At 62.5% G+C, this 15,704-nt stretch carries 14 protein-coding genes and 1 tRNA gene; 14 read left to right on the forward strand and 1 reads right to left on the reverse strand.

Going from position 1 to position 15,704, the window contains the following annotated elements; translation table 11 throughout:
* Positions 1-33: 33 nt before the first annotated feature.
* The 14 genes from der (at position 34) to H143_RS0113890 (ending at position 14,990) form a co-directional block, all read left to right on the forward strand.
* Positions 34-1,404: a ribosome biogenesis GTPase Der gene (der, locus tag H143_RS0113825; RefSeq protein WP_019938844.1), complete on the forward strand. Its 1,371-nt coding sequence runs from the start codon at positions 34-36 to the stop codon at positions 1,402-1,404.
* Positions 1,405-1,415: 11 nt separating this feature from the next.
* On the forward strand, positions 1,416-2,492 hold the full coding sequence (gene hisC / locus H143_RS0113830) for a histidinol-phosphate transaminase (protein ID WP_019938845.1): 1,077 nt from the start codon (positions 1,416-1,418) through the stop codon (positions 2,490-2,492).
* A 162-nt stretch (positions 2,493-2,654) separates the two neighbouring features.
* Entirely contained in the window at positions 2,655-2,891 is a 237-nt protein-coding gene (hfq, locus tag H143_RS0113835) for an RNA chaperone Hfq (protein WP_019938846.1), read from the forward strand.
* A gap of 242 nt (positions 2,892-3,133) precedes the next feature.
* Complete coding sequence (gene hflX / locus H143_RS0113840; RefSeq protein ID WP_019938847.1) at positions 3,134-4,321, forward strand: GTPase HflX; 1,188 nt, start codon at positions 3,134-3,136, stop codon at positions 4,319-4,321.
* Positions 4,287-5,528 carry an FtsH protease activity modulator HflK gene (gene hflK / locus H143_RS0113845; protein WP_019938848.1) on the forward strand — a complete coding sequence of 414 codons (1,242 nt, stop codon included), beginning with the start codon at positions 4,287-4,289 and terminating at the stop codon, positions 5,526-5,528. The genes hflX and hflK overlap by 35 nt, the downstream gene beginning before the upstream one ends.
* A gap of 12 nt (positions 5,529-5,540) precedes the next feature.
* Positions 5,541-6,446, forward strand: a complete 906-nt coding sequence (gene hflC, locus H143_RS0113850) for a protease modulator HflC (protein ID WP_019938849.1) — start codon at positions 5,541-5,543, stop codon at positions 6,444-6,446.
* Positions 6,447-6,599: 153 nt separating this feature from the next.
* On the forward strand, positions 6,600-7,757 hold the full coding sequence (locus H143_RS0113855) for an ATP phosphoribosyltransferase regulatory subunit (RefSeq protein WP_026350058.1): 1,158 nt from the start codon (positions 6,600-6,602) through the stop codon (positions 7,755-7,757).
* A gap of 63 nt (positions 7,758-7,820) precedes the next feature.
* Positions 7,821-9,116 carry an adenylosuccinate synthase gene (locus H143_RS0113860; RefSeq protein ID WP_033366632.1) on the forward strand — a complete coding sequence of 432 codons (1,296 nt, stop codon included), beginning with the start codon at positions 7,821-7,823 and terminating at the stop codon, positions 9,114-9,116.
* A gap of 11 nt (positions 9,117-9,127) precedes the next feature.
* Positions 9,128-9,670 (forward strand): phosphoribosyltransferase, encoded by a 543-nt coding sequence (locus H143_RS0113865; protein WP_019938852.1) that lies wholly within the window; start codon positions 9,128-9,130, stop codon positions 9,668-9,670.
* 4 nt (positions 9,671-9,674) lie between these two features.
* A complete protein-coding gene (locus H143_RS23145) occupies positions 9,675-9,800 on the forward strand; it encodes a hypothetical protein (RefSeq protein ID WP_019938853.1) in 126 nt (41 codons plus the stop codon).
* Between the two features lie 190 nt (positions 9,801-9,990).
* Positions 9,991-10,203 carry a 30S ribosomal protein S21 gene (gene rpsU / locus H143_RS0113875; protein ID WP_019938854.1) on the forward strand — a complete coding sequence of 71 codons (213 nt, stop codon included), beginning with the start codon at positions 9,991-9,993 and terminating at the stop codon, positions 10,201-10,203.
* A 186-nt stretch (positions 10,204-10,389) separates the two neighbouring features.
* A complete protein-coding gene (gene dnaG / locus H143_RS0113880) occupies positions 10,390-12,396 on the forward strand; it encodes a DNA primase (protein ID WP_019938855.1) in 2,007 nt (668 codons plus the stop codon).
* Between the two features lie 217 nt (positions 12,397-12,613).
* Positions 12,614-14,857: an RNA polymerase sigma factor RpoD gene (gene rpoD, locus H143_RS0113885; RefSeq protein ID WP_369751168.1), complete on the forward strand. Its 2,244-nt coding sequence runs from the start codon at positions 12,614-12,616 to the stop codon at positions 14,855-14,857.
* Positions 14,858-14,911: 54 nt separating this feature from the next.
* Positions 14,912-14,990 (forward strand) — tRNA-Ile (locus tag H143_RS0113890).
* Between the two features lie 23 nt (positions 14,991-15,013).
* Here the strand turns inward: H143_RS0113890 and H143_RS22110 are convergent.
* On the reverse strand, positions 15,014-15,343 hold the full coding sequence (locus H143_RS22110) for a tyrosine-type recombinase/integrase (RefSeq protein WP_155803397.1): 330 nt from the start codon (positions 15,341-15,343) through the stop codon (positions 15,014-15,016).
* Between the last annotated feature and the right edge of the window lie 361 nt (positions 15,344-15,704).

The raw sequence follows: 15,704 nt of genomic DNA on the forward strand, positions 1-15,704 counted from the left end.
CGGCGGAAAATTGATCGTTTTATCGGAATACTTGTGTCGTTCAAGCCTGTCATCGCCCTGGTCGGACGCCCCAATGTGGGCAAGTCGACCCTATTTAACCGCCTGACGCGCTCGCGCGCGGCGATCGTGGCCGACTATTCGGGCCTCACGCGCGATCGCCACTATGGCGAGGGCCGGGTGGGCGAGACGCCTTTCATCGTCATCGACACCGGCGGCTTTGAGCCAGTGGCCAAGAGCGGCATCATGGTCGAGATGGCACGCCAGACACGGCAGGCCATCGCCGAGGCCGATGTGGTGGTCTTCCTGGTCGACGCCCGGGCCGGCATCAACGGTCATGACCACGAAATCGCCAGCCTGCTGCGCAAGTCGGGCCAGCAGCGCGTGTTGCTGGCGGTGAACAAGGCCGAGGGCATGATGTCGGGCAAAGCCGAGGCGCAGTTCTACGAACTGGGCCTGGGCGAGCCGCATCCCATCTCGGCCGCGCACGGCGACGGCATCGCCGACCTGGTCGAGCGTGCGCTCGAAGGTCTGGTCGCGCCCGCACAGGCCGAGCCGGAGGCGACCGAAGGCGAGGGCGACGGACACGACCATCGCATCAAGCTGGCCATCGTGGGCCGGCCCAACGTCGGCAAGTCCACGCTCATCAATACCCTCATGGGCGAAGAACGCGTCATCGCCTTCGACTTGCCCGGTACTACGCGCGACGCCATCGAGATCGATTTCGAACGCGACGGCAAACGCTACACCCTGATCGATACCGCGGGCCTGCGCAAGCGCGGCAAGGTCTTCGAGGCCATCGAGAAATTCTCGGTTATCAAGACCCTGCAGGCCATTGAGGCTTGCAACGTCGTGGTGTTGGTGCTGGACGCGCAGACCGAGGTGTCCGAGCAGGATGCGCACATCGCCGGCTTCGTGCTCGAAACCGGGCGCGCGGTAGTGGTGGCCATCAATAAATGGGACGGTCTGGACGCCGAGAAGCGCGAATGGATCGAACGCGAATTCCAGCGCAAGCTGCGTTTTCTGTCGTTTGCCAAGGTGCACACCATCTCGGCGTTGAAGGGGCAGGGCATCAAGCCGCTGCTCAAATCCGTGCACGCCGCGCATGCGGCGGCCTTCGCCAAGTTGTCCACGCCCAGGCTCACGCGCGAACTGCAGGCTGCCATCGAGCAGCAGCAGCCGCCCAGAAAGGGTATGTTCCGGCCCAAGATGCGGTACGCTCACCAGGGCGGGCAGAACCCTCCGCTGGTCATCATCCATGGCAACGCCCTGGATGCCATACCCGATACCTACCGGCGCTATCTCGAAACGCGCTTTCGCAATGCCTTCGATCTGGCCGGTACGCCGTTGCGGATCGAATTCAAGTCATCGCGCAACCCCTATGCCGATGATGAAGGCAAGAAGTAGACGAGTGAATTATGACGAGTAAATACTGGAGCCCGCTCGTCAGCGAGCTCGACCCCTACAAGCCGGGCGAGCAGCCCAAGAAACAGAACGTCATCAAGCTCAACACCAACGAAAGTCCCTACGGCCCGTCGCCCAAGGCGCTTCAGGCCATGCGCGAGGCGTGCAACGACAATCTGCGGCTATACCCCTCGTTCACGTCCGACCGCGTGCGCCGCGCAGTCTCGGCCAGGCTGGATGTGTCGTTCGAACAGGTATTCGTGGGCAACGGATCGGACGAGGTGCTGGCGCATACGTTCAACGCTTTTTTCCACCAGTCCCGACCGCTGCTGTTTCCGGACATTTCGTACAGCTTCTATCCGACTTATTGCGGCTTGTACGGCATTGCTTTCACCCCCGTTCCGGTCACGCAAGACTTTCGCATCGAGCCGGCCGACTTCCTGCCCGGTGCCGCGCATGGCCCGGCGGGCGGCATCATCGTGCCCAATCCCAATGCGCCCACCGGCCGGGCCTTGAGTCTGGCCGAAATCGAGCGCATCGTGGCCGGCAACCCGCAGTGCGCGGTTGTCATCGACGAGGCCTATGTGGATTTCGGCGCCGAATCGGCCGTGCCGCTGACCTCCAAGTACGACAATCTGCTGGTCGTCCAGACCTTGTCCAAGTCGCGCGCCCTGGCGGGCCTGCGTGTGGGTTTCGCCATCGGCAGCCCCGAGCTGATCGAAGGCCTGAACCGTGTCAAGGACAGCTTCAATTCCTACCCCGTGGATAGCCTGGCCGAGATCGGCGCCGCCGCGGCGATCGAGGATACCGACCACTTCGAGCAGACCCGCCGGGCCGTCATGAAGACCCGCGACGAGCTGGATGCGGCGCTGCGCAAGCTGGGCTTTGAGGCGCCCAGATCCCTGACCAATTTCATCTTCGCCCGCCATCCGGATCACGACGCCGCCAAGCTGGCGGCCGGCCTGCGCGAGCACGGCATTCTGGTGCGCCATTTCCGCCGACCGCGCATCGACCAATACCTGCGCATCAGCATCGGCACCGACGAGGAATGCGCGCTGCTGGTCAAGGCTTTGTCCGAGTTGCTTGCGTGACCGGGGTGCTCCAAAGCTTCGTTGTCCTTGGAACGGCCTGAAAAGTCTAGTGGCAGTTTGATGGTTGTTGCGAGTGGCACGGCTCGGGAAAACCCTGTAGAGTAAGAAACCGACGCCTGATTATTTCGGGCGTCGCAACTCATAACAAAAGGAGCCTGGCCAATGAGCAATAAAGGGCAAACTCTGCAAGATCCGTTCCTGAACACGCTGCGCAAAGAGCATGTGCCCGTGTCCATTTATTTGGTGAACGGCATCAAGCTTCAAGGGCAGATCGAATCGTTCGACCAGTATGTGGTTCTGTTGCGCAACACCGTTACCCAGATGGTGTACAAGCACGCCATTTCCACGGTCGTTCCCGCACGCGCCGTCAATTTCCAGGTGGATGAGGCCGCCGAATAAGCTCACTCGGCAAGCCGCATTTCCCTTTGATTGCCCGCCGTGATCCGGCGGGCATTTTCATTGGAGGATAATGTGAGGCTTATGTGTAGAAGTTTTAGCGAGTGCTTTCTGAGTTTTTAAGCCGTCGATCGCGTCGGGCAGGGGCGCGCTGTTGATCGTCATGGCAATTATCGACACCACGTACGGATTAAGAATTCAAACAAACCCAAGGCATCATCATTTCAAACAACAATGACAACTCAATGCGCGCACTGATCATCAGTGTCGACCTGGGCAATCCCGATCACCAGGCTCACGCCGAAGAATTCATCATGCTGGCCCGCGGGGCTGGCGCCGAAATCGTCGGTACGCTGACGGCTCGTCGCGAACGTCCCGACGCCAAATTTTTCATCGGCTCGGGCAAGGCGCAGGAGGGCGTGGCCATGGCCCAGGCCGTCTTGGCCGACGTCATCCTCTTCGATCAGCCTCTCTCGCCCGCGCAGCAACGCAACCTGGAGCGCGAATTCAACCTGCGCGTGGTCGACCGCGTGGCCCTGATTCTGGATATCTTCGCCCTGCGCGCCAAGAGCCACGAAGGCAAGCTGCAGGTCGAGCTGGCGCAGTTGCAGCACCTGACCACACGGCTCACGCGTTTGTGGACTCACCTGGAGCGCCAGCGCGGCGGCATCGGTATGCGCGGCCCGGGCGAATCCCAGCTCGAAATGGACAAGCGCATGATCGGCGCCAAGATCAAGATGCTGCGCGAACGCCTGGCGCGCGTTGAACGCCAGCGCATCACCCAGCGCCGCGCCCGCGCGCGCGGCGGCGTCTTGTCGGTGTCGCTGGTGGGCTATACCAACGCCGGCAAGTCCACCTTGTTCAATGCCCTGACGCGGGCCGGCGCCTACGCAGCCGACCAGTTGTTCGCCACCCTGGACACCACCACCCGGCGCATCTGGATCGAAGGGGCGGGTCCGCAAGAAAGCGCCGAGCCGCCTCAAGATTTCTTGACCCCCTCGGGGGGCGGGTCGGGCGCAGCCCGGCCCTGGGGGTACTCAGTCGTGCTGTCGGACACCGTGGGTTTTATCCGCGACCTGCCGCCCAACCTTATCGCGGCCTTTCGCGCCACGCTCGAGGAGACCGTCCATGCCGACCTGCTGCTTCACGTGGTCGACGCTGCCAGCGCGCAGCGCGACGAGCAGATCGCCGAGGTGAACAAAGTGCTGGCTGAAATCGGCGCGTCGCAGGTTCCCACGCTGATGGTCTATAACAAGATCGACAAGATTGGGTTGCAGGCGCGGGCCGAGCGCGACGCCCATGGTACGATTGCCCGCGTATTTGTCAGCGCCGTTGAGCGCGCCGGCCTGGATGCCTTGCGTGGCGCCATTGTCGAGGTCGGCCAGATTGCAGGAAGCAATGATCCGAATTTCCAAACTCTTCAATCTGAATGACCCTGGCGAGGGCCGCCGTCCCAAGGGTAACGACGGTCCTCCCGATCTGGACGAGGTCTGGCGCGATTTCAACAACAAGTTGGGTTCGCTGTTCGGCCGCCGTGGCAATGGCAGCGGCCGTCCTAATCCGACGCCGGCCGCGCCGCCTTCGCCGCGCCGTTTTCGCATCGGGCTGGGGGTGGTGATCGTCGTCCTGATCGCCTTGTGGTTGTCCAGCGGCTTCTACATCGTGCAGGAAGGCCAGGTGGGCGTGGTGACGCAGTTCGGCAAGTACAAGGAGACGACGGCGCCCGGCTTCCAGTGGCGCCTGCCCTATCCGATCCAGAGCCACACCTTGGTCAACATTTCGCAGCTGCGCACCTTCGAAGTGGGTTTTCGTGGCAGCGCGCGCAACAAGGTGCTGCCTGAAGCGCTGATGCTCACCAACGACGAGAACATCGTCGACATGCAGTTTGTGGTGCAGTATCGCCTGCGCGCCGACGGCGCACCCGATTACCTCTTCAGCATGCGCGATCCCGACGATGCCGTGCGCCAGGCAGCCGAAACCGCCATGCGCGAGGTGGTGGGCAAGAAGACCATGGACTTCGTGCTGTACGAAGGGCGCACCGAGGTCGCAGCCGAGGTGCAGACGCTCATGCAGCAGATTCTCGACCGCTATCATTCCGGGATCCAGATCAGCACCGTGGCCATCCAAAACGTACAGCCGCCCGAACAGGTGCAGGCTGCGTTCGACGACGCCGTGAAGGCGGGCCAGGACCGCGAGCGGCAGATCAACGAGGGCCAGGCCTACGCCAATCAGGTCGTCCCCATGGCGTCCGGCCAGGCTTCGCGCATGATCGAACAGGCCGAGGGCTACAAGGCCAAGGTGATCGGCGATGCCCAGGGCGATACCGCGCGCTTCAATGCCGTGCTCGCCGAATACGAGAAGGCGCCGCAGATCATGCGCGATCGCCTCTACTTGGATGCGATGCAGGATGTCTACGGCAACGCCAGCAAGGTCCTGATCGACACCCGCGGCGCCAACAACATGATCTACCTGCCGCTGGACAAGATCATCGAACAAGTCGCCCGCGGCGCCGCCGGCAAGCCCGAGGCGGGCACGCCCGGCCTGCCTGCGGCAGGCGGCGCATCGTCCGGGTCCGCGTTGCGCCTGCCGCCGCCGGCCGCCGGTTCCAATACCTTGAGCCGCGACCGCCTGTCCCGCTAGGAGCCCTGTTTCATGCAACGCTTATTGCCCCTTCTGGTCGGCCTGCTCATCGCCGTCGGGTTGCTGTTTTCCTCTGTCTTCGTCGTCGGCATGCGCCATTACGCCCTGCTGTTTTCGCTGGGCGAGGTCAAGCAGGTCATCAGCGAACCCGGCCTGTATTTCAAGCTGCCGCCGCCTTTCCAGAATGTCGTCTATCTCGACAAGCGTATTCTCACCATCGAATCTCCCGATGCCGAGCGCATCCAGACGTCCGAGAAGAAGAACCTGCTCATCGACTCCTACGTCAAGTGGCGCATTGCCGATCCGAAGCTGTTTTACGTCACCTTTGGCGGCAACGAGCGCGCCGCCCAGGAACGACTGCAGGCGCAGATCCGCGACGCGCTGAATGCGGCCGTCAATGTGCGCACCGTGCGCGACGTGATCTCGACCGATCGCGACAAGGTCATGGCCGAGATCCTGGCCAACGTGGCCAAGCGCGCCAAACCGCTGGGCGTGCAGATCGTCGACGTGCGCCTGCGCCGCATCGAGTTTGCGCCTGAGATTTCCGATTCGGTCTATCGTCGCATGCAGGCCGAGCGCACCCGGGTCGCCAACGAGCTGCGTTCCATCGGCGCGGCCGAGGGCGAAAAGATCCGCGCCGATGCCGATCGCCAGCGCGAAGTCATCCTGGCGCAGGCCTACGCCAAGGCGCAGGCCATCCGGGGCGCGGGCGATGCCCAGGCCAGCCGCATCTATGACCGAGCCTACGGCCAGAACCCCGAGTTCTTCAAGTTCTACAAGAGCCTGCAGGCCTATCGCACGGCGTTCTCCAAGCCCTCGGACATGCTGGTGGTCGATCCCAGCTCGGATTTCTTCAGCTATTTCAAGAATCCGCAGCCCGCAATGCCTGCGGTGCCTGCCAAGGCAATGGGCAAATAGAAGAGGCGCGGCCGCCCGGCGCGGCCTTCCGGCGGTATTGCATCGATTCCGATGCGTGTATAATACCGCGTAAGCTTTTCAATTAATTCCGCAAGCGGCTGAGCGGGCTTACGCCCCCAGCCGCTTTTGCTTTTGGATCACGACATTTCATTCATGGGTAACTGGCTGCTGCCCGAAGGTTTCGCCGATGTCCTGCCGGCCGAAGCCCGGCGCATCGAGGAATTACGCCGCGCGTTGCTCGACCTGTATCGCACTTACGGTTTCGAGCTGGTTGCGCCGCCGCTGGTGGAATACCTCGACTCCCTGTTGTCAGGCGCCGCCGGCGGCGACGATCTTCGCTTGTCCACCTGCAAACTGGTAGACCAGCTGTCCGGCCGCACCATGGGTGTGCGGGCCGATATGACGCCTCAGGTCACCCGCATCGATGCCCATCTGCTCAATCGGGCAGGCGTCACCCGCCTGTGCTATTGCGGCAACGTGTTGCATGCGCGCCCGGCCGACCTGCTCGCCAGCCGCGAACTGCTCCAGATCGGCGCCGAGATCTACGGCCATTCAGGCTTCGAGGCCGACCTGGAAATCATTCGCCTGGTGCTGGAAAGCGTCGAAGTTGCCGGCGTGCGCGAACCCCGCCTGGACCTGTGCCATCCCGGCGTGCTGCATGCCTTGCTACTGTCCGATCCGGCTGGGCCGGCTCTGGGCGGCGCCATCACGCTGCTGCTGCGCGAAAAAGACGTGCCCGGCCTGGGCGCGCTGGCGTGCGAGGGCCTGTTGCCGCATACCGTGCAAGCCCTGAAGACGCTGGCCAATCTGTACGGCGGTTCCGAGGTGCTGGAGCAAGCACGTCGCGTGCTGCCCGCCGTGCCGGGCCTGGCCGAATCGCTCGACACGCTGCAGGCGCTGGTTGATGCGCTGCCGCAGGTCGCCATGAGCGTGGATCTGGCCGACGTGAGCGGCTACGGCTATCACTCCGGCATCACCTTCGCGCTATACGCCGAAGGCTGGCACGACGCGCTGGTGCGCGGCGGCCGCTACGATCATGTCAGCCATGCGTTCGGCCGGCATCGTCCGGCCACCGGTTTTAGCCTCGACCTGCGCAAGCTGGCCGCCGGCCTGGAGCCGGCCGCGCGCGCGCGCGCCGTACGCGCGCCATGGAGCGCGGATCCCTCCCTGGCCGATGCCGTGCGCGCCTTGCGACGCGGGGGCGAGATCGTGGTCCAGGTGCTGCCCGGACACGAGCACGATCAGGACGAGTTCGTCTGCGATCGCGAGCTGATTCTGGAAAAGGGCGCTTGGGCAGTCAAGGCGTTTTGAAGATTAATTGGCGGGCTTGCAATCCGTCGTCCGACCGAAATTCAACTTATATCTGGTTTGATCATGAGCAAGAATGTCGTGGTGATCGGCACCCAATGGGGTGACGAAGGCAAGGGCAAGATCGTCGACTGGCTGGCCGAGTCCGTGCACGGAGTCGTGCGGTTCCAGGGCGGCCACAATGCAGGCCATACTCTTTGGATCAACGGCAAGAAGACCATCCTGCGCCTGATCCCCTCGGGCATCATGCATCCCCACGCCACCTGCTACATCGGCAACGGCGTGGTGCTCTCGCCCGAAGCTCTGCTCAAGGAAATCGAGGAACTCGAAGCCGCAGGCCTGGACGTGCGCAGCCGCCTGAAGATCTCCGAGATCTGCCCGCTCATCCTGCCTTACCACGTGGCGGTGGACAAGGCGCGCGAAGCCAAGAAGGGCGAGGGCAAGATCGGCACCACCGGGCGCGGCATCGGTCCGGCCTACGAAGACAAAATCGCACGCCGCGCCATCCGCGTGCAGGATCTCTTCAATCCCAAGCTGTTCGATGAAAAGCTCGCCGAACTTCTCGACTACCACAACTTCGTCCTGACCCAATACCTGGGTGGCGAGGCCATCTCGGCAGATCAGGTGCGCGACCAAGCCATGGAGCTGGCCCCGGCCATCGCGCCCATGGTGGCCGACGTGTCCAGCCTGCTCTGGGGTGTGCAGCAGCGTGGCGAAAGTCTGCTGTTCGAAGGCGCCCAGGGTGCGTTGCTGGACGTCGATCATGGCACTTATCCGTTCGTCACCAGCAGCAATTGCGTGGCGGGCACGGCCTCGGCCGGTGCCGGCGTGCCGCCCCAGTCGCTGCACTACGTGCTGGGCATTACCAAGGCCTACACCACGCGCGTGGGTTCGGGTCCGTTCCCAACCGAGCTGGTCGACGAGATCGGCACCCGCCTGGCCACCATCGGCAAGGAGTTCGGTTCGGTCACGGGCCGTCCGCGCCGCTGCGGCTGGTTCGACGGTGCGGCGCTCAAGCGCTCGGTGCGCCTGAACGGCGTGTCGGGTCTGTGCATCACCAAACTCGACGTGCTCGACGGCCTGGAAGAAATCCGCCTGGGCGTGGGCTACCGCGTCAACGGCGAGTTCCGCGACGTGCTGCCCTACGGCGCACATGCCGTGGCCCAGGCTGAACCCGTATTTGAAACCCTGCCGGGCTGGAGCGAATCGACCGTTGGCATCACCGAATACGCCAAACTGCCGGACAATGCGCGTCTGTACCTGGAGCGCGTGGCCGAGGTCTGCGGCGTGCCCATCGACATGGTCTCCACGGGCCCTGATCGCAACGAGACCATCGTCCTGCGTCATCCTCTCAAAGGTTAAGGAGCGCCCTCATGAGTCAGCCTTCCGGCACCGATAGCGACCTCTGGGTCAGTTGGGAAGACTACAACCGCCTGATCGAGCGCCTGGCCTTGCAGGTGTATCAGTCGGGCTGGAAGTTCGACGTCATCCTGTGCCTGGCGCGCGGCGGCGTGCGGGTAGGCGACGTGCTGTCGCGCATTTTCGACGTGCCGCTGGGCATCCTGGCCACGAGCAGCTACCGCGAGGCGGCGGGCACCAAGCAAGGTAATCTGGACATTGCCAGATTCATCACTATCACCCGCGGCGCGCCGCAGGGCAAGGTGCTGCTGGCCGACGACATGGTCGATTCGGGCCTGACCTTCTCCAAAGTTTACGAGCACCTGTTGTCCGAGTTCCCGGCCATTACCGAGATGCGCAGCGCGGTGCTGTGGTGGAAGGGGCATTCCAAGGTGCAGCCCGACTACTATGTGGACAAGCTGCCCACCAACCCCTGGATCCACCAGCCCTTCGAGGATTACGACAGCCTGCGGCCGCATCAGCTCGAGTCGTGGATCCGCAAGGGTTCACAGGGTTAAGGCCATGGATAAGCTGCAGCCTCGCAGAAGCCCCCTGGCACTTCTCGGTCTGGCGATCCTGGGTGTGGCGCTGGTGCTCGGAATGATCGGTTTTCTCGTCGCCGGCTTCGAATTTTTCCGTATGTGGTAACAATACCCAAGAAATGGTAGAATCTAAGGCTAATTGATTTGCGGCCAATATCTAGGTGGTGATAACCCAAGGGCAGGCCGGCCCCCCGAGCAGTACAAGCGCAGTTGCCTGTTTTTGAGTTTTCGCCGCGCGCGGTTGAGGGTTTGGCCTCCCGCGCGCTTGTAATCCCGACATTTTTATTGGTACCTACATGCCTATCGTTCGCCTGAAAGAAAACGAACCCTTCGAAGCCGCCTTGCGCCGCTTCAAACGCACCATTGAAAAAACCGGCCTGCTCACCGAGCTGCGTGCCCGCGAGTTCTACGAAAAGCCCACCGCCGAGCGCAAGCGCAAGCTGGCCGCCGCCGTCAAGCGCCATTACAAGCGCATCCGCAGCCAGCAACTGCCCCCCCGCATGTACTAAAAAGCGGGCGGCCCAACCGGCCGCAGTTGCGACATGCAGCATGCTCCAATCGCGCCTGGCCCAGCCAGGCGCGATTGTTTTTACGGTCAATTGAGATATCGTTAGCCTTGCGCTGCATGGCATGGACCGGCCTGTGGGCCGCCTGCGACGGTGCGAGGCAGCCAGAAAACCAATCAGTTAAATCATTTGATCCCCGAGTCATTTATCCAGGACCTGCTGGCCCGCGTCGACGTCGTCGACGTAGTCGGACGCTATGTGCAGCTGCGCAAGGGCGGGGCCAATCTGCTCGGCCTGTGCCCCTTCCATAACGAAAAAAGCCCGTCCTTTACCGTCAGCCCAACCAAGCAGTTCTATCATTGCTTCGGCTGCGGCGCGCACGGCACGGCCATCAGCTTCCTGATGGAGCACACCGGCGCCAGCTTTCCCGAGGCCGTCCGTACATTGGCCGGCCAGGTCGGCATGGCTGTGCCGGAAGAGTCCCGCAGTCCGCGGCAGCAGGCCGAAACCGTGCGCCGCAAGGCCGAGGTGTCGCGACACACCCAGGTGCTGGACCAGGCCCAGGCTTATTACCTGAAGCAGTTGCGCGCCTCGCCACAGGCCATCGCCTATCTCAAGCAGCGCGGCCTCACTGGCGAGATCGCTGCGCATTTCGGCCTGGGTTGGTCGGGGACCGATCGGCATGGCCTGTCCAAGGTGTTCGAGGACTATGCCGATCCCGTGCTGGTCGAGTCCGGTCTGGTGATCGAGTCCGAGGACGGGCGGCGCTACGACCGCTTTCGTGAGCGGGTGATGTTTCCCATCCGAAATGCCAAGGGCAGCCTGATCGGCTTTGGCGGGCGCATCATCGGCGACGGCAAACCCAAATACCTCAATTCCCCCGAGACGCCGATCTTCTCCAAGGGCCAGGAACTCTATGGCCTGTGGGAGGCGCGCCAAGCCATACGCGAAGCCGGCATGGTGATCGTGGTCGAAGGCTATATGGATGTGGTGGGCCTGGCGCAGCTGGGCATTTCCAATGCCGTGGCCGCCCTGGGCACGGCAACCACGCCGGATCACGTCAAGAAGCTGCTGCGCGCCAGTGACCGGGTGGTGTTCAGCTTCGACGGCGACGCCGCCGGGCGGCGGGCGGCCTGGCGCGCTCTGCTGGCCTGCTTGCCAGCGCTGCGCGATGACATCAATATCCGTTTTCTCTTTCTGCCGGCCGAGCACGATCCGGATTCCTACGTGCGCCAATTCGGTGCCGAGGCCTTTCGTGCCGCATTGGCGCAAGCCTGTGCCCTGTCGCGCTTCCTTCTCGACGAACTGGCCTCGCGTCACGACCTGGGCGAGGCCGAGGGCAGGGCCAGTTGTCTGCACGAGGCAGCGCCCTTGCTGGCCACCCTACCCGAATGCGCCCTTAAGGTGCAGATCGAGCGCGAGCTGGCCCGCCAGGTGCTGCTCACACCCGAAGAGATGGCCCGGGTTCTTGCCCAGGCCCTGGCCCGGCAGGCCCAGCGCGGGTCCTTACCCACGCCGGTGCAGGGCGGCCAGGCTCCGGCGCAGGCCGCCGATTACGGCGCCGGGCAGGACTTCGACGCGGCGGCGCCTGCGTGGGAGCCGTCCGACGTACCGGCGGATGCGGGTCACTACGAGTCCTGGCAAGGCGAGGGCGGTTGGCAGGGGGCGGGGCAGGGCACACATAATGGCAATTTTCCCGCGCAAGCCGGCCAGAAACGCCCCTGGCGCGGCCGTCGCGAGGAAAAACCCGCCGGTTTCGTTGGCCGCCGCATCATGCCTTCCCTGGCCAAGCGTCTGCTGTGTCTGTTGCTGGCCAATCTGGATCTGGTGGACGGCATGGGTGACCAGCAGCTTGAAGTTCTGGATCATGACCCCCAATTAGGTCTGGTCAGGGATCTGATCATGCTGGCGCAGTCCAGCGGCGCTCGCCATCTGGGGGCGCTGCTGCAGGCCTGCGAGTCAGATTCCGATCTCAGCGTGGCCTTGCAGGGCCTGGGGGCGGTGGTGCTGGTCATGGAAGACCTGCCCAATCCCCAGGAGGAATGGAACGACGCCCTCAGGCGTATCGAGCGCGACTGGGTTGGGGCCGAGTTGGAGCGCCTGGCCCAAAATGGCCTGCAAACGGACGAGGCACAGCAGCGGTTTCGGGAATTACAGGGTCGGATGGCTATTCTAAAGAGTGCGGGAATACGCTGATTGCGGTAAAATTTAGGGTTTCCTAATCGCTTTTGATTGCCGGGCCATTTCTGGCGCGGTGTGCAAGGCGGCGGGATATTTGGGTAAATGGTCTCTCGATTCAAGGCGCATTGTGCGTCCTTGTCCTGGGTGCGACGACGGAAACGAGTTCATGAGCAAATCTATTGGTAAAACCACCTCGGCGAGCGACGCAGAAAAGACCAGGCAGGGTGGCAGCATGGCGGCCACGAAGACCACCAAGGCCGTGGCTTCCAAGGCCGTGACCGAACTTGCGGCTAAGAAGGCAGCCCCGGCCGCCAAGGCTGTCAAGGATGTCGCGCAGGCAAAGAAGCCGGTAGTGAAGAAGGCAGCCCCCGCTGCCGAAAAGGCCGAGAAGGCGCCGCGCGCTAAAAAGGCAAGCGTCGCCCAGGCCGAAGACAAGCTGGCCGAACTGGTCGCCGCGCCCAAGTCGGGCGGCACGGGTCGCCGGCCTGGCCGCCCCTCCAAGAATCCCAACGCCGAATCCGACAGTTTCGAAGATTCGATGGACGGCGAGGGCGAAGTCGTGCCCGAGCTCAAGCCCGTCAAGCGCGGGGGCAAGCGCGGCAAGGGCGACGCCAAGGAACTGCTGTCGCGCGGTCCGCTCACGCCCGAAGAACACGAAGCCCGCCGCAACCGCCTCAAGCAGCTTATCAAGCTGGGCAAGGACCGCGGCTACCTTACCTACGGCGAAATCAACGACCATCTGCCCGACGACTTGGTCGATGCCGAAGCCATTGACGGCATCATCAGCACGTTCAGCGACATGGGCATCGCGGTCTACGATCAGGCCCCCGACGCCGACACCCTGTTGATGAGCGAGAACGCGCCTGTCGCTTCCAACGACGATGATGTCGAAGACGAAGCCGAAGCCGCGCTCACCACCGTCGATTCCGATTTCGGCCGCACGACCGACCCTGTTCGCATGTACATGCGCGAAATGGGCTCGGTCGAACTACTCACCCGCGAAGGCGAAATCGAAATCGCCAAGCGCATCGAGGATGGCCTCAAGCACATGGTCATGGCCATTTCGGCCTGCCCGACCACCATCAATGAAATCATCGCCCACGCCACCCGCGTGCGCGAAGGCCAGGCGCAGATCGACGAAGTCGTCGACGGGCTGGTCGACCCCGAGGACGGCGAGGAATACGCCGGTGCCGGCGTGGGTGGCGGCGACGAGGACGAGAACGACGACGGCCCGGCCGGCGGCATGTCGAGCAAGCAGCTCGAAGACCTGCGTGTGCAGTCGCTCGAAAAATTCGACACCGTCGTCAAGCAGTTCGACAAGATGCGCCAGTCGTACGAGCGCGACGGCTACAAGTCCGATGCCTATACCAAGGCCCAGGAAGCCATCCAGAACGAGCTGATGGGCATCCGCTTCACGGCCAAGATGGTCGAGAAATTGGCCGATACGCTGCGCAGCCAGGTCGAAGAAGTACGCAAGCTCGAGCGCGCCGTGCTCCACATTTGCGTGGACCGTGCCGGCATGCCGCGTCCGCACTTTCTCAAGGAATTCCCCGGTCACGAGACCGATCTGCAGTGGATCATCGACCAGGTGGCCGCCAGGCCGCCTTACGCCGTGACGCTCGAGCGCCACATCCCCGCCGTGCAGGAATTGCAGCAAAAGCTTATCGATCTGCAGACCCGCGTCGTGTTGCCGCTCAAGGATCTCAAGGACGTGAACAAGCGCATGGCTACCGGCGAGGCCAAGGCCCGCAAGGCCAAGCGCGAAATGACCGAGGCCAACCTGCGCCTGGTGATCTCCATCGCCAAGAAGTACACCAACCGCGGTCTGCAGTTCCTCGATCTGATCCAGGAAGGCAATATCGGCCTGATGAAGGCCGTGGATAAGTTCGAATACCGTCGCGGCTACAAGTTCTCCACCTATGCCACGTGGTGGATTCGCCAGGCCATCACCCGCTCGATCGCCGACCAGGCCCGCACCATCCGCATCCCGGTCCACATGATCGAGACGATCAACAAGATGAACCGGATCAGCCGCCAGATCCTGCAGGAAACCGGCGCCGAACCCGATCCCGCGACTCTGGCGCAAAAGATGGACATGCCCGAGGACAAGATCCGCAAGATCTTGAAGATCGCCAAGGAACCGATCTCGATGGAAACCCCCATCGGCGACGACGACGATTCCCACCTGGGCGATTTCATCGAGGACTCGTCCACGCTGGCGCCTTCGGACGCCGCCTTGCACGGCTCCATGCGCGATGTCGTCAAGGAAGTGCTGGATTCGCTCACTCCGCGCGAAGCCAAGGTGCTGCGCATGCGCTTCGGCATCGAAATGAGCACCGACCAAACGCTGGAAGAAGTCGGCAAGCAGTTCGACGTCACCCGCGAGCGCATCCGTCAGATAGAGGCCAAGGCGCTGCGCAAGCTGCGCCACCCCAGCCGCGCCGACAAGCTCAAGAGCTTTCTGGAAGGCCAGTGATGTACATAAGGCCGATCTGAAAGGCGCAAGCTTTCCGGATCGGCTACCGCTTACGGCCCTCTAGCTCATGCTTGGTTAGAGCAGCGGACTCATAATCCGTTGGTGCTCGGTTCGACTCCGAGGGGGGCTACCAAAAATGCCTGATTTATCAGGTTCTTACGCCGCTAGAGATAGCGGCGTTTTTTCTTTGTCGGAAGACTTTGTCCAAATCTTGACCGTATTTGCATGGGCTGCCAGATGAGACGGTGCTAGGCGAGCATACTTGTGCACCATCTCCAATGTTTCCCATCCCATCAACTGCTGCAGCGCTTTTAGTGGTGTACCCGCGTGGGCATGCCAACTTGCCCAGGTATGGCGCAAATCATGAAAGTGAAAGTCTGCAATCCCGACCTTCTCACATGCCCGTTTGAAATGTGGATCGTCAATCTGGGTAACTCGTCGAGAAATGTCACCAACCCTGGGCTTGCGCTCAACGACATAGGTCACGGCGTACGGTAGGCCGTTTCATGGTTGCGGCTCATCGCGATCGATCAATTGTGTGTCGGCTCGTTTGCTGGAGCTGAAACAGTGCGCTTTGACGGATTTTTTCAATATCCTCAATTCGATTTAGCGCGACCAGAAAAATTCTCGGAGTTGCTGATTAGTGAAAATGGTGGCTTATTGCTAGCCAGCAACCGGCCAACGACCGTCGGCTTTCTAGTTCCAGTTTGCCTTTGGCGAGTCCCGATATAGCAGTCAGATCTGGCGGCGCTGCACTGGCGCGCGCTCAACTATCCGAGGAAAAGGAACGGTCTGTTGCCTACCGCACAGACATTGGCTCTTGATATAGATAAAAGTAACCCGATTA

Origin of the sequence: Bordetella sp. FB-8 (assembly GCF_000382185.1) — a bacterium.
GTDB lineage: Bacteria > Pseudomonadota > Gammaproteobacteria > Burkholderiales > Burkholderiaceae_B > Bordetella.

Excerpts from the sequence above, each read along its gene's own strand:
- hisC (WP_019938845.1), top strand. The coding sequence starts at position 1,416 with ATGACGAGTAAATACTGGAGCCCGCTCGTCAGCGAGCTCGACCCCTAC.
- H143_RS0113860 (WP_033366632.1), top strand. The coding sequence starts at position 7,821 with ATGAGCAAGAATGTCGTGGTGATCGGCACCCAATGGGGTGACGAAGGC.
- hflK (WP_019938848.1), top strand. The coding sequence starts at position 4,287 with ATGATCCGAATTTCCAAACTCTTCAATCTGAATGACCCTGGCGAGGGC.
- hfq (WP_019938846.1), top strand. The coding sequence starts at position 2,655 with ATGAGCAATAAAGGGCAAACTCTGCAAGATCCGTTCCTGAACACGCTG.
- rpoD (WP_369751168.1), top strand. The coding sequence starts at position 12,614 with ATGGCGGCCACGAAGACCACCAAGGCCGTGGCTTCCAAGGCCGTGACC.
- H143_RS23145 (WP_019938853.1), top strand. The coding sequence starts at position 9,675 with ATGGATAAGCTGCAGCCTCGCAGAAGCCCCCTGGCACTTCTCGGTCTG.
- hflX (WP_019938847.1), top strand. The coding sequence starts at position 3,134 with ATGCGCGCACTGATCATCAGTGTCGACCTGGGCAATCCCGATCACCAG.
- hflC (WP_019938849.1), top strand. The coding sequence starts at position 5,541 with ATGCAACGCTTATTGCCCCTTCTGGTCGGCCTGCTCATCGCCGTCGGG.
- H143_RS0113855 (WP_026350058.1), top strand. The coding sequence starts at position 6,600 with ATGGGTAACTGGCTGCTGCCCGAAGGTTTCGCCGATGTCCTGCCGGCC.
- rpsU (WP_019938854.1), top strand. The coding sequence starts at position 9,991 with ATGCCTATCGTTCGCCTGAAAGAAAACGAACCCTTCGAAGCCGCCTTG.
- H143_RS0113865 (WP_019938852.1), top strand. The coding sequence starts at position 9,128 with ATGAGTCAGCCTTCCGGCACCGATAGCGACCTCTGGGTCAGTTGGGAA.